This window comes from Flavobacterium sp. KY-23415, from assembly GCF_055384985.1.
In genome coordinates, this window is record NZ_AP044001.1 from 4,122,900 (window position 1) to 4,137,555 (window position 14,656).

At 30.4% G+C, this 14,656-nt stretch carries 15 protein-coding genes and 1 pseudogene; 14 read left to right on the top strand and 2 right to left on the bottom strand.

The window, feature by feature from the left end; all coding sequences use genetic code 11:
* The first annotated feature begins 87 nt into the window (after positions 1-87).
* The 4 genes from ACZ49Z_RS18025 to ACZ49Z_RS18040 all read left to right on the top strand — a co-directional run bounded on the left by ACZ49Z_RS18025 (position 88) and on the right by ACZ49Z_RS18040 (position 4,122).
* Entirely contained in the window at positions 88-840 is a 753-nt protein-coding gene (locus ACZ49Z_RS18025) for a hypothetical protein (protein WP_464305688.1), read from the top strand.
* A gap of 15 nt (positions 841-855) precedes the next feature.
* Complete coding sequence (locus ACZ49Z_RS18030) at positions 856-1,632, top strand: hypothetical protein (RefSeq protein WP_464305689.1); 777 nt, start codon at positions 856-858, stop codon at positions 1,630-1,632.
* A 106-nt stretch (positions 1,633-1,738) separates the two neighbouring features.
* Complete coding sequence (locus ACZ49Z_RS18035) at positions 1,739-3,004, top strand: OmpA family protein (protein ID WP_464305690.1); 1,266 nt, start codon at positions 1,739-1,741, stop codon at positions 3,002-3,004.
* Between the two features lie 8 nt (positions 3,005-3,012).
* Entirely contained in the window at positions 3,013-4,122 is a 1,110-nt protein-coding gene (locus ACZ49Z_RS18040) for a hypothetical protein (protein ID WP_464305691.1), read from the top strand.
* A 58-nt stretch (positions 4,123-4,180) separates the two neighbouring features.
* Here the strand turns inward: ACZ49Z_RS18040 and ACZ49Z_RS18045 are convergent, their stop codons facing one another.
* Both ACZ49Z_RS18045 and ACZ49Z_RS18050 read right to left on the bottom strand, forming a co-directional pair.
* Positions 4,181-4,621, bottom strand: coding sequence for an Hsp20/alpha crystallin family protein (locus ACZ49Z_RS18045; RefSeq protein WP_464305692.1), 441 nt, complete (start codon positions 4,619-4,621; stop codon positions 4,181-4,183).
* Between the two features lie 166 nt (positions 4,622-4,787).
* Positions 4,788-5,198, bottom strand: a pseudogene (locus ACZ49Z_RS18050) (TerB family tellurite resistance protein); the annotation flags it as partial.
* A gap of 66 nt (positions 5,199-5,264) precedes the next feature.
* Here ACZ49Z_RS18050 and ACZ49Z_RS18055 point away from each other — a divergent pair.
* The 10 genes from ACZ49Z_RS18055 (at position 5,265) to ACZ49Z_RS18100 (ending at position 14,654) form a co-directional block, all read left to right on the top strand.
* A complete protein-coding gene (locus ACZ49Z_RS18055) occupies positions 5,265-5,687 on the top strand; it encodes a DUF1456 family protein (RefSeq protein ID WP_464305693.1) in 423 nt (140 codons plus the stop codon).
* Positions 5,688-5,999: 312 nt separating this feature from the next.
* Positions 6,000-7,928: a BatA domain-containing protein gene (locus ACZ49Z_RS18060; RefSeq protein WP_464305694.1), complete on the top strand. Its 1,929-nt coding sequence runs from the start codon at positions 6,000-6,002 to the stop codon at positions 7,926-7,928.
* Positions 7,925-9,184 (top strand): dihydroorotase, encoded by a 1,260-nt coding sequence (locus tag ACZ49Z_RS18065; RefSeq protein ID WP_464305695.1) that lies wholly within the window; start codon positions 7,925-7,927, stop codon positions 9,182-9,184. Before ACZ49Z_RS18060 ends, ACZ49Z_RS18065 begins: the two co-directional genes overlap by 4 nt.
* A 9-nt stretch (positions 9,185-9,193) precedes the next feature.
* The gene (locus ACZ49Z_RS18070; protein ID WP_464305696.1) at positions 9,194-9,517 is read left to right on the top strand and encodes a DUF4870 domain-containing protein; all 324 of its coding nucleotides are present in this window, start codon (positions 9,194-9,196) and stop codon (positions 9,515-9,517) included.
* Positions 9,518-9,787, top strand: a complete 270-nt coding sequence (locus tag ACZ49Z_RS18075) for a hypothetical protein (protein WP_464305697.1) — start codon at positions 9,518-9,520, stop codon at positions 9,785-9,787.
* Positions 9,788-9,924: 137 nt separating this feature from the next.
* On the top strand, positions 9,925-10,473 hold the full coding sequence (locus tag ACZ49Z_RS18080) for a hypothetical protein (protein ID WP_464305698.1): 549 nt from the start codon (positions 9,925-9,927) through the stop codon (positions 10,471-10,473).
* 69 nt (positions 10,474-10,542) lie between these two features.
* Positions 10,543-11,187 (top strand): alpha/beta hydrolase, encoded by a 645-nt coding sequence (locus tag ACZ49Z_RS18085; RefSeq protein ID WP_464305699.1) that lies wholly within the window; start codon positions 10,543-10,545, stop codon positions 11,185-11,187.
* 89 nt (positions 11,188-11,276) lie between these two features.
* A complete protein-coding gene (gene tpx, locus ACZ49Z_RS18090) occupies positions 11,277-11,774 on the top strand; it encodes a thiol peroxidase (protein ID WP_464305700.1) in 498 nt (165 codons plus the stop codon).
* 7 nt (positions 11,775-11,781) lie between these two features.
* Positions 11,782-12,156 (top strand): diacylglycerol kinase family protein, encoded by a 375-nt coding sequence (locus ACZ49Z_RS18095; RefSeq protein ID WP_464305701.1) that lies wholly within the window; start codon positions 11,782-11,784, stop codon positions 12,154-12,156.
* A 32-nt stretch (positions 12,157-12,188) separates the two neighbouring features.
* On the top strand, positions 12,189-14,654 hold the full coding sequence (locus ACZ49Z_RS18100) for an FtsK/SpoIIIE family DNA translocase (protein ID WP_464305702.1): 2,466 nt from the start codon (positions 12,189-12,191) through the stop codon (positions 14,652-14,654).
* Positions 14,655-14,656 lie beyond the last annotated feature (2 nt).

Here is a 14,656-nt window from a genome sequence, read left to right on the forward strand (position 1 = left end):
TAACCATCTCGAAAAAGGAGAATACGAACTTAATATTATTCACAAAAATAAAGTCTTAAAAAAAACAAATTTCAAAAAAAAATGATCATGAAAACAATCCAAACATTTTTCCTAGTAAGCTGCTTTTTAGTATTATTATCCTGTAACAATGACGATGATGCTACACCACAAGATGCTTTCCCAACCGAACTTAAACTGACAGATTATACCAATGCCGTTAACAATAAAACAGTGACTCTAACTTACAATAATGATAACACTATTGCTAGTATTACTATTCAAGATAATCAAGGGCTAAAAACCAAACAATATGCATATACCAATGGGAAAATAACCAGTGTAGCCAATTCTGGTTTTCTTTCTGGACCAGAGATTCGTACGTTTGTATATAATGCTTCTGGAAAATTATCTTCTATTATTGATGATGCGAGTGGAACAACCGAAACTTTCCCGATTACATATAATTCATCTACAAATACGTATACACTTACTGATGGTGGCGATACCAATACCGTTGTTTTAGATGCTAGTGACAACCCAACCACTTACTCCAACACTTTTGTTACATCTGATTTAATCCTAACATTAGATAGTTCGAATTCAGGTATATTCAAAAATGTGACACCACAAATCGCATTGCAATTCGATTTAGGTTTATATGTTGGCCATCTCTTTTATTTTTTCAACCAAAAGCAAATCAATCATTTCCAATTTGGAGTACAAGATTTTGACTTTGTTCATACAAGAGACTCTGAAAACAATATTACAACTGTAGTGTATAACTTTAGCGGTGGTGGAAGCCAACTAGATGTTACCTACGAAAAAAGAAATCGATTCTAAATACATTAATGAGTTATGAAAAAGTATATATTAAAATCCGTTTTTATTATTGTAGCACTTGTAGTATGGAGTTGCAATAATGACGATGATAGCCAATCGATTTGGTTACCTGTAAACATGGAAATCATTTATCCAGCTTCAGCAGCCTCTTACCAAACGTTAGATATCTGTTATACCAATGAATTTTTAATTCAAAATGTAACCCGTAATCTTTCTGGAGGCACTAAAATAAGTTACGATTGTGCTTATAATGACCTTCAATTACTTTCCAATTTGAAAATTACAGACTTGCCTTCTGGAGAAGAAACCAATTATCAAATTTCATATACTAATGGAATTGTAACTAAAATTACAGTTAACCAGTCTGGTTCAAGTACAGAATATAATATTGATCATGATGCTAATACGAATCTTTATCGATACAACTTTCCTTACACTTGGAAATTCAATTCAGAAAATAATTTCGAATATTATTTTTTCTCAAATGATAAAACGCTACAAGTAACCTATGAATCGGGAAATGGCTTCAATCATTTTATGAAATCTCAACCTGCTTTAGCTATTTTAGATAGTTATTTTAGAGAAAATTTTTTTCAAGATTTGTACTTTCTAAGCACTCAAAATGTAAAAGAAACACGCTATGAAGACTTGGTATCATCAGATGTCATAGAATCGCATTTTACACATACTTTCGATACTCATAATCATATTTCTAAGACTGAAATTAGAATAAATACAGACACCAACCCTTTCATGATAAAGAAGATAACGTATCAGGAAAAGAAATTTTAATTAAGTAGAAAAATAAATCGCTTGTATGATACTTAAAGAAAAATAGTTTCATTAGTTCAAACAAAATAATGACTTTCAACCTATTAACTAAAAAAAAACTAAAATTATGAAAATTAAAAACTATAATATCGTTTTACTGCTTCTTTTAGGCACCCAAATTTGTAATGCACAATTAATTGATAAGTTAAAGAAAAAAGCGGAAAGAGCAGCGGAAAGAACAGTTGAGCGAAGAGTAGAAAGAGAAACAGAAAAAAAGACTGATCAAGCTATGGATAGTGTTTTTGGATCAGATAAAAAAAAGACTAAAAAAGAAAAAAAATCAAGTAAAGAAAGTTCCGGATCTTCTTCATCTTCTTCAACTAAAAAAGGTCAAGATATCGTTACAGGAAGTAGTTTTTTTCCAAATGGAGATATCCTATTTTCTGATGATTTTAACCAAGATAATTTTGGTGATTTCCCAGCGAATTGGGACACGAATTCGGGTGGAGAAATTATAAAAGTGGGGCAAAACAAGGCTTTCAAATTAAATCCAAACGGAACCTATGCTGCTAAAACAAATAAATTACCAGAAAATTATGCTTTAGAATTTGATTTGGTTACAGAAAATTTGGATTACAAAGGGCTATCTGGTTCTCAGTTTGGTATAAACTTTTCTAGTGAACAAACTTTAAACAGGCCTAAAAATGGTGGTAAATTTAGCTTCTCCTTGTGGAAAGGATCAACTGTTTGTAATCAAATAAATGTGCAAAATTGGGGAAAAACAAATGCCAAAATTGACAATAACATTCCCTTCAAAATGCAAGAAAAATTGAATACTTCTACACATTTTACTGTAGTTGTAAATGGGAATCGTTTGCGTGTTTTTATTGATAATGAAAAAGCAATTGATTTACCTTCTTTCTTAAGTAATAATTTTGGTAACTATATTCAATTTTATTTAAAAGGAACCGATCCAAAAGAAAACCATATTGCAGCTATTGCAAATGTAAAAATAACGGAAGAAGGAGAAGATTTACGCTCGTTAATTCTAAAAGGAGGTTTCTCAACTACAAAAATTTTATTTGATTCTGGCTCGGATAAAATCAAAAAAGAATCATATGAATTTTTAGATAAAATGGCAAAAGTACTACAAGACGACAAGACCCTTCGTTTGAATATTATTGGTCACACCGATAGCGATGGAGATTCGGTAAAAAATATGACTTTATCTAAATCGAGAGCAGCTTCAGTAATGAACTATTTTATTGATAACAAAGGATTAGACAAATCTCGCTTTATGTATCAAGGAAGAGGTGAAAACGAACCCGTTGCTGATAATAATTCTGCTGAAGGAAAAGCTAAAAACAGACGTGTAGAGTTTCAAAAAATATAATATTAGAAATGAAATTAGCAGTCAAAATTATACTCGGTCTAGGTGCAACAGCCGCATTAGGAATGGTTACAGGTGTCATTCCAAATCCTTTTGAAATACCTACAGATGTTCCCCTTCATTTACAACACGAAATGAAAGTAGTCTGGAATTATGACGGCAAACAGCAATCCGTACCCACTATTGATCAAGGTACTCCTTTTGATGATTCTAAATATTTTGATTTAAAGGCAAAAATTGCCATTAATCCTATTGAACCTCACGGTATCTTTAAGTTTGATTTTGAAATAGAACAATATATTTCCATCAACAATCAATCTGGAAATTTCACCTATAAGGTAAATAGTAATGATAACTCTATGTACATTCATGGAACAGATATTGAAAACAACGACTTGTTCCAACCGTTAAAAAACAATCCGTATGTGCAGCAGTATAAAATTAATTTTATCATTCGTAATGCTCAGAATGATTGGTATGCATTTGTAGAACATCAGGAAAAAGGAAAAATCTGTATTAAAATGCCTTCTGGTTTTACTTTTTCAAATGTATTTACAGATATGTATAGTAAAAGTTTAGAAGTTTTAAATAGTGCCAAAGCAAATGCGAACACCGTTACCAATTCTAGTCCTCTAGAACCTTACAGCGGTACATTTACAGATAATGATGGTTCTCAAAAAAGAATTACTTTTTGGTTTGCCAAAGAGGAAGCTCAATTTCCAACGGGTGTTCCTCTAATGGGATTTGGAGTAGGTGTTTTTAAAGATGTATTAGAAAAAAGACAAAAATTTTTAGCGGTAACCGAGGCTGAAGATGGCGTTTCTAAATTATTGCACCTTGAACAAATTGAAGAATGGGGAATTAATACAGACGGTTATAAAATACTATCGTTTGATTTTCATTTACCATCTGGTAAAGCTAAAACGGAGAATATTGTCAATTGGTTGAAAGGAAAACAAGATGAAATCGCACAGTTAAGAGCTGCAAGAAAAAATTGTCCACCACACCAAACAGGAAGTGATTGTAGAAAAAAATATGAAAAGAGAATTAAGGAAGTACAAGATGAAATTGCTTCTAGAGCACAAGAGTTGGCAACACAAATGATGCCTCCCATGAAGTAAAAAAAAGCCTAATGAAATGTTGTGTTCATTAGGCTTTTCACTTAAATCAATCATCTAATCAACTACCAATCGCTATATAACGTTTTGGTTTTGGTAATGCTTCTTCTTTTTTTGGAAGCGTTAGACGTAAAACCCCATCTTGATAATTAGCACTAATATCGTCTTCGTTTACCGTTTCTGGTAGAGTAAAAGAGCGTTTAAAGGATGAAAAGCTAAATTCTTTACGAGTATATTTCCCATTGTCACTTGTTTCTTCTGATTCATTTTTTCTCTCAGATGAAATAGATAACACTTTTTCATCTACTTCTATTTTAAAATCTTCTCTTTTTAAACCTGGCGATGCTAATTCAATTTTAAACTCTGTTTCTGTTTCTTTAATATTAACAGCGGGAACTGTTGAATTTGAAAAACCTTGAACACCACCCACAAAATCTGGTTTAAAAAACTCTTCCATTACTGATGGAAAAAACAATTTCGGATTTGATTTTACTAAGTTCATATCTATATTTTTATAGTTAAACATGTATTTTATTTTGACTAGTATAATACAAACTGTATTCCAAAACGAAAAAAAGTCAAAATGTCTTTACTAAGCGTTATAGAAAAGACATTTTGACCTAAATTTTAAGATTTTTTTAAAATATAACTGACTAAATTACAGTGTTTTAATTATGTTGTTCTGCAAATACAGATAACAAAGTCTGCCCATCAACCATTCGGTTTGGAGAATTTTTCATTAAATATAAAACGCGCTTCATCGCATAAGGATTTAAACCCATATTAATGCCAATTTCATTAATTTTAATTTGTTCACGATCATGCAAAACACCATCTGAGTGCATCAATAAAGCTAATCTATAAAATTGACAAATTCTATTAAATTCATCTTTAATAACCACTTTCTCCGCTTTTTTATCAAAAAGTTTTAAAAAAGTTGCCTTATCAATTTCTAATTCTTGAGAAACCATCTCAATGAAATCATATTCTCTATCATGCAGTTCTCCATCAATAAGAGCAAAAGAAATCATCTCCTGAAGCAAACTAATTTTTTCCTGATAATCTTCCATATTTCTACATTCTTTTTTGTAAAAATAATAATTCTAAATTTAATTAAATATCTTTGACCTCAATATTTTATAATCATGACAAATAACGATATTTTTAAAAAGCTAAGGGTTGCACTTCAATTACGTGATGATCAAATTGTTGAAATTTTAAAATTAGTAGATTTTAGAGTTTCAAAAGGAGAGTTAGGGAACATATTCAGAAATGAAAATCATCCTAACTATGTTGAGTGTGGAGATCAATTGTTGCGTAACTTCCTAAATGGACTTGTCATTCATTTACGAGGAACCAAAGAAGAGCCAAAAAATCCACTAGATGTTATTAAGTCACATAAAAAATCGGTTCCAACAGAAAAGAAAGAAGAGAAACCTAAATTTGATGGACAAAAAAAGTCTGCAACTACCTTCAAGCCGAATTACAAGAAAAAAAACGAACCAAAAAAAACTCCAGTTATAGAAAAAGTGAATTTTAAAAACGGAAAGAAAAAACCGAAAGAATGATTTTCATAGGCTTTATAACTCTACTTCCTTTAATTGCATTATTTTATGATGGATATTTAAAGAACGGAATAAAAGGAGGTCTTATAAATCTATTTCTATTTGGAGTAGTTTCATTTATAGCTAGTTTACTCTTAAAACAATTCCTTTTGAGTTTTGTTTTTGCAATACCCTTTCTATTCGTATTTTTAATATTACACAAAAGCACTCAAAAAAATAAATAATAACAACGCTATACTTTTAATTGAAAACCATAAGAATTTTGTATTTTTGGACGTTGATTAAATAATACATTATACATAAAAAATAAAATAAATGCAGTTTAAACATCCAGAGATTTTATACTTCCTATTTTTATTGGTAATTCCAATTTTAGTGCATTTATTTCAATTGCGTAGATTTAAGAAACAATACTTTACTAATGTAAAATTACTTCGCCAATTACAACAAAACACTCGAAAGAGTAGCACAATAAAAAAGTGGTTACTTTTAGCCACTAGATTACTACTACTTGCGCTATTAATATTTGCTTTTGCACAACCTTTTTTTAATGCAAAAGAAGCAAAAAGTAAAGAAAATGAGCTAATAATTCTAGTGGACAACTCCTTTTCAATGCAAGCTAAAGGAAGTAAAGGAGAATTATTAAAAAGAAGCATACAAGAACTACTAGAATCATTACCCGATACTCAAAGTTTCTCACTTTTAACAAATAATGAAGTATTTTGGGATGTTGATATCAAAACCATACAACGAGAACTTCAAAAAATAGACTATTCGGCACTTCCTTTTGAATTGGACTATTTATTAACGCAGGTTGCAACAAAAAAACCAAATACTCAAAAAGATTATATTATTATTACAGATGCTATTGCTACAAATTCCAAAAAAATAGCAGACATTAGTAAAAATAACGAAGTCTATTTCATACATCCACAAGCAGAAAACAAAAACAACATTAGTATAGAAAATGTGCACTTATCGCAAATCTTAGACGCTTTCTATGAAATTAAAATAGATTTAAAAAGCTATGGTGAAACAGAAGAAACTATTCCTGTAGCTGTTTATAACAATGAAACGCTAATTGCGAAATCGCAAGTTACATTTGATAAGACAGAAAAAGAATTAAAAATTAATATTCCAAAAAGTGCATTTCATGGAAAAGTAACGCTACAAGATAACAGCTTGCAATATGACAATGATTATTATTTTAGCATTTCTGAACCCAAAAAACAAAATGCCATTGTAATTGGAACAGTTGAAAAAAACAAATTCATAAATAAAATTTTAACTGAAGATGAATTTGTAATAACCAATACGGAATTAACCCAACTCAACTATAATAAAATTGACGAACAGCAAACCATAATTCTTAATGAAATTGCAGAAATTCCTCAAGCTTTAGCAACAACACTACTTTCTTTCTATAATAAAGGAGGAAATATTATCGTAATACCTTCTGAAGAAAACAGCATACAAAACATGAATGGTTTTTTAAAGAATTTTGGTTCTTTTCAATTTTTAAACAAAATACTAACCGAAAAACAAATCACAAAGATTAGTTTCAGCCATCCAGTCTATAAAAATGTTTTCGAAAAAAAAGTAACCAATTTCCAATACCCAAAAGTCACTCAATCTTTTTCAACCTCTGGAAACGGTTTACCAATATTACAATTTGAAGACAATACTAATTTTGTTGTTGGTATTACTAACAAAATCGGAAACTTATATGTTTTTACAGCACCAATAAACAAACAAAATTCCAATCTACAAAATTCGCCTTTAATTGTGCCTACCCTATTCAATATGGCTCAATCAAAAAACGCTACAAAAACGAACACTTACACCATTGGAAATAACGAAACATTAATAATTGATGCCGTTCTATCCAAAGACGAAGTAGTAAGCATAACTAAAAAAGATCATAGCTTCATTCCACAACAACAAATAATTAGTTCCAAAGTGAAACTTAATTTTGGAGATTATCCAGAACTTTCAGGGAACTATGATGTAATGCAAGCTAAAAAAAGTCTACAACAAATTAGCTTTAACTATCCAAGAACAGAAAGCGATTTGAACAACACAAACACAACACTCTTTGAGAAAGCTACAACTGTAAACAATGTATCTACTATTCTTAACGACTTACACTCTAAAAGAACAGACACAGCGTTATGGAAATGGTTTATCATTGGCACATTACTTTTCTTATTGATTGAACTACTAATTCAAAAATTCGTAAAATGACACCCGTTTTAATTAAAAAAGCAACTATAATTGACAAAAAAAGTGCTTTTCACAACCAAACAGTAGATATAAAAATTGAAAATGGCATAATTACAGAAATTGCCAAAGAAATCGCTTCAAATAATGGTTTTGAAGTTATAGAGAAAGAAAATCTGCACGTTTCACAAGGTTGGTTTGATTCCTCTGTTTCCTTTGGTGAACCTGGTTATGAAGATAGAGAAACTATTGAAAATGGCTTGAAAGTAGCTGCAAAAAGTGGTTTTACAGCAATTGCACTTCAACCTAATAGTCTCCCAATAATCGACAACCAATCGCATATTAAATTTGTTTTAGACAAAGCTAAAAATAAAGCCACCACATTATTTCCTATTGGAGCACTAACAAAAAACAGTGAAGGACAAGATTTAGCCGAACTATTCGATATGAAAAATGCAGGAGCAATTGCTTTTGGAGATTATAAAAGAGCAATACAAGATGCGAATATTCAAAAAATAGCATTACAATATGTGCAAGATTTTGATGGATTGATAATCACCTATTGTCAAGATAATTCATTAAAAGGAAAAGGGATTGTTAACGAAGGAATTGCTTCTACCCGTTTAGGCCTAAAGGGAATTCCAAGTCTAGCCGAAGAATTACACATTGCACGCAATTTATTTTTATTAGAATATACCGGTGGGAAATTACATATTCCAACCATTTCTACACAAAAATCAATTGCACTAATAAAAGAAGCAAAAGCAAAAGGACTACAAGTTACTTGCAGTGTTGCTATTCATAATTTAGTACTAAATGAGGAGATATTAACAGGTTTCGATTCAAGGTATAAAGTAGCTCCACCATTGCGCGATGAAGCAACAAGAAAAGCATTAATAGAAGCTGTTTTAGACAATACTATAGATTGTATAACCTCCGATCATAATCCGTTAGATATTGAACTCAAAAAATTAGAGTTCGACATGGCAAAAGATGGAACAATAGGTCTAGAAAGTGCTTTTGGAGCCTTATTAACAATACTACCACTAGAAATAGTCATTGAAAAATTAACCAATGCCAAAACAATTTTTGGCATAACTCAAAACACCATTGCAGTAAATACTATTGCAGAACTAAGTTTGTTCACACCAAACGAAGAAGGAACATTTACTAAAGAAAACATACTATCAAAATCTAAAAATTCTGCTTTTCTAGGGCAAAGAACCTTAGGAAAAGCATACGGGATTTACAATAACGGAAAGTTATTACTTAACAATTAATTATTTACAATGAATGATATAAATAAAGGTAAAAACGCGGCCATAGTAAGCTACTTAACAATAATTGGAAGTATCATTGCAATTTTCATGAATCAAGACGAAAACAAAAGTGAATTTGCTAGTTTTCACAACCGACAAGCATTAGGTATTTTTCTAACATGGGCAATATTAGGCTATTTTGTAGGAAACTTTGATAGCTGGATTATTTCAACAGCACTATATGTAATGATTTTTATGCTTTGGATTTTTGGATTTCTAGGCGCTTTAAATGGAGAAAGAAAATTAGTTCCAATTGTTGGTGATTTTTTTCAAAAAATATTTAAAAGCCTGTAAGTGAATAAAATACTAAACAGAAAAGAACAAAATATTGCAAATATAATAGTATTATCTATAATAACTATATCTTTTTTTTGGGGAAATAATTCTGAAATAAAACGTAAAAAAGAAGAAAGAAAACAAAAATTAGAACTATCATTTGATGGATATGTTACTAACATTATTTTAGATTCTTTAAATCATTCAAGAAAAGCAACAACAAAAACAATAATTATTAATAATAACTTATTTATTAGAGAGGAAGAAAATAGTTTTTTTTTTCAATAAAGTAAAACTTGGAGATTATTTAGTAAAAAAAGAAAACGACAGTATGGCTAGAATCAATGCTACATTTTATAACTTTTTAGAAAATTACTAATCGTATTACACATCGAAATCTAGATTTTCACTTTAAAAATTCATAAATGAACCCCTTTAAAAATAGCAAAATAAAAGCCAAGATTGATATAAGTGATCTTTTTGAACTAAAAAGTAAAGGGATTTTTATTATTGTTTTACTATTTCCTTTTGCTTTATTACTAAGTGCTATTAATACTGTTTATCATAATACACTAGATATAGCAAATGGATTAACAATGTTAATTTGTTTCTTATCATGTACAATATTGATAGGTATTCCGCTTCTAAAAAAAGGCATCACAGTAGATTATCAAAAAAACTGTTACAACTACTTAATTCTTGGTAATACTATAATCTACAAATATAACTTTATACCAAACGATTATAATAAACTAATAATTACTGAAAAAGAGTTTTCAAAATTTAATACCAATATTAACATAGATAACACAACTCCAACATTCAACTATCCAATTTATAAATTTGTTGCTCAAAAAAAAAATTCACAGAAAAATATCTTTACAGTCGATAACCAAGTAGAAAAAAACAGATTGAAAGACTTCTTAGAAAAAGAAACCAATTTAAGGTATGGCACCTCCAAGCAATTAGATTGAAAAAAAAAACATCAAACCCTTGTAAATAAAAATTTAGTAATAATTTTAAAAAAATCGAATACATCAAAAATGAAACTACACTATCTAATTAGAGAACCTAAAATAAAACAAGAACAAAATCCAGTAATCATCTTATTGCACGGTTATGGAAGTAATGAAGAAGACCTATTTTCTTTCTCAACAGAATTACCAGAAGAGTATTATATAATTTCTGTACGTGCTCCCTACGATTTAAAACCCTACGGACACGCTTGGTATGCTATTCATTTTGATGCCGATGAAAACAAATTTTCAGACGATGTACAGGCGAGAGAATCAAGAGATTTAATCGCTACATTCATTGATGAAATTACAACGAAATATCCAATAGACAAAACTAAAGTAACACTAGTAGGATTCAGTCAAGGTACCATTCTAAGTTATGCTACTGCACTATCCTATCCTGAAAAAATTGCTAGAGTTGTTGCACTAAGCGGCTATTTAAATGAGCAAATACTTGTAGAGAATTATCAAACAAAAAATAACAAGCACCTACAATTTTTTATTTCTCACGGAACAGTAGATCAGGTTATTCCTTTAGATTGGGCAAAAAAAGCCAAACCTTTCCTTGAAAGTTTAGGATTAAAAGCCGAATACAAAGAATACCCTGTCGGTCATGGAGTTGCACCACAGAACTTTTATGATTTTAGAAATTGGTTAGAACAAACAAAGTAAAACAAAATAACATTCAAAAATTAAGGTTCAAACCATAAATGGCAATTCAATAATATTTATTACTTTTGAACCTCATTAAAAAAGACACTATGGCAACAATAACATTAGGAGGGAATCCAATACATACGAACGGAGAATTACCAACTGTAGGAACAAAAGCTCCAGATTTCAAATTAACGAATACCGATTTAGGAGCTGTTACATTAGCAGATTTTGCAGGAAGCAAATTAGTTTTAAATATTTTCCCAAGCGTAGATACTGGTACTTGTGCAACATCTGTGCGAGAATTCAATGCAAAAGCTAGCCAGTTAGAAAACACAAAAGTATTATGCATTTCTCGTGATTTACCATTTGCGCAAAAACGTTTTTGTGGAGCAGAAGGATTAGAAAAAGTTGTTAACCTTTCCGATTTCAATACAGGAAGTTTTGGAAAAGATTATGGTTTAGAAATCACTGACGGACCTTTAGCGGGTTTACACTCAAGAGTAGTTATTATTGTTGATGAAAACGGAGTAGTTAAATATACAGAACAAGTGGCAGAAATTGCTAACGAACCCAATTATGAATCTGCATTAGCTGCATTATAATTAATGTATGAGTTTCGAAAAAGATAATACATTCTTTACAGGCAGATTAAAAAGCATCATTTTCGCTATTAAAGGAGCATTTAAACTGGCAACAACTGAACATAGTATTATGGTTCAGTTGTCGTTAGGTTTATTAATGACAATAGCAGGAATCTATTTTCAAATTACTAAAGAAGAATGGCTTGTTCAAACATTAGCCATTGGATTAGTACTAAGTATTGAAGGTTTAAACACAGCAGTCGAGAAAATTGCAGACTTCATTCACCCTGACTACCATGAACGCATTGGATTCATTAAAGATATAGCTGCCGGAGCAGTGTTATTTGCTGCTTTTACAGCAATAATTATTGGTGTAATAATTTATACACCCTATTTATTTTAAATTCTCTATTTTTGTAAAATAGTGTTCCCTAAATGGCAAAAAAAAGTAAACAAGATTCAAAAAAAGCAGCTTCAACAATAGAAAAGAAACCATTTCAACTATCTAGACAACAAAAATTCATTTTTGGTGTTTTGCTAGTATTGCTTTCGATTTCTTTGTTACTATCTTTTATTTCCTATTTTATTACAGGAAATCATGACCAAAGTCAAGTAACCAATTTATTAGATAGGGAAATCCAACCTGATAATTGGTTAGGAAAATTTGGTGGAAGTTTGGCTAATTTTTTTCTATATGAAGGTTTTGGCGTTGCTTCTTTCATCTTAATTCGATTTTTCACTTTAACTGGTATTTATCTCATTCTAGATATTTCATTGAACAAATTAAAAAGAATACTTTTCTGGGATTTATATCTTATTATTATCTTATCAATACTTTTCGGTTTCTTCTGGGATTTTGTACCTGCACTTTCAGGAACAGTAGGTTTTGAAATGAACTTATTTATTCAAGATTATATTGGAAAAATAGGAACACTATTCACGCTTATCTTTGGTGTAATTTTATTTTTAATATTTAAAGTAAAAATGTCACCCGATAGTATAAAAAGCTTTTTTGAAAAACCAATTCAGCCCGAGGACGAAAAACTAATTGAGAACGAAAAAATCGAAGATAACAAATCAATAATCAACAACAAGCCAGTTGAAGATGATGATTTTACCATTACAGAAGATGATGATATTATTTCAAATTTTGAAGTAAAAACAATATCTAACTTTGAAATTAATAAAGAAACATTAAAGCCTACCATATCAAACGCATCCGAATTATCATTAAATAGTAAGCCAAAAAAAGAAAATCCAGATATTGAATTAAGTACTAATATAACTCAAAAAGAAGATCAAATAATAGATAATGATTTTGTTATTGAAAAAGTAGCTGAAGAAGAAATAATTGAAGAAAATTTAGCTTCAAGATTAGTTAAAGATTTTGGAGAATTTGATCATACATTAGAACTTTCTAACTATCAATTCCCTCCAATTGAATTATTAAAAGATTATGCAACTGGTGGTATTACAATAAATCAAACAGAACTTGAAGACAATAAAAATCGAATTGTAGAAACATTAAAAAACTACAATATTGGAATTACACAGATAAAAGCTACTGTTGGGCCAACTGTAACTCTTTACGAAATTGTGCCAGATGCAGGTATTCGTATTTCCAAAATCAAAAACTTAGAAGACGATATTGCCTTATCTTTAGCAGCATTAGGTATTCGTATCATTGCTCCAATACCAGGAAAAGGAACTATTGGTATTGAAGTTCCAAACAACAAACCAACTTTGGTCTCAATGAAGAGTGTTATTTCTTCCCCAAGGTTTCAAGAAGCAGAAATGGAACTCCCTATAGCCTTAGGAAAAACCATTTCTAATGAAACATTTGTTGTTGATTTAGCAAAAATGCCCCACTTATTAATGGCTGGAGCAACAGGACAAGGAAAATCAGTTGGATTAAATGCTATATTAGCCTCTCTCTTATACAAAAAACACCCAGCAGAAGTAAAATTTGTATTAGTAGATCCTAAAAAAGTTGAACTTACACTTTTTAATAAAATAGAACGTCATTATTTAGCAAAACTTCCAGATAATGAAGATGCCATAATAACAGACAATACAAAAGTTATCAACACATTGAACTCTTTGTGTATAGAAATGGATAACCGTTACTCACTATTAAAAGATGCAATGGTTCGAAATATTAAAGAATACAATGAAAAATTCAGATTACGTAGATTGAATCCTGAAAACGGACATCGATTTCTACCCTATATTGTCCTCGTTGTAGATGAATTTGCCGATTTAATTATGACTGCTGGTAAAGAAGTAGAAACGCCAATTGCGCGTTTAGCTCAGTTAGCTAGGGCTATTGGTATTCATTTAATAATAGCAACTCAAAGACCATCGGTAAACGTAATAACAGGTATGATTAAAGCCAATTTCCCTGCTCGTATTGCCTTTAGAGTAATGTCTAAAATTGATTCTAGGACAATTCTAGATGCAGGAGGTGCAGATCAACTCATTGGACGTGGAGATTTATTATATACCAATGGAAATGACATGGTGCGTGTGCAATGTGCATTCATAGACACACCCGAAGTGGAGAAAGTTTGTGACTTCATTGGAGGTCAGAAAGCTTATCCTGATGCTTATTTACTTCCAGAATATATTGGAGAAGAGAATGGCACGAATCTTGATATAAACATTTCAGAAAGAGATACACTTTTTAGAGAAGCTGCAGAAGTAATAGTCACAGCGCAACAAGGAAGTGCATCATTAATACAACGAAAATTAAAATTAGGTTACAATAGAGCTGGAAGAATTATTGACCAATTAGAAGCGGCTGGAATTGTAGGTCCATTTGAGGGAAGTAAGGCTAGGTCTGTTTTAATATCTGATTTAGTAGCATTAGAACATTTTTTAAATAACGAACAAAATAATTAATT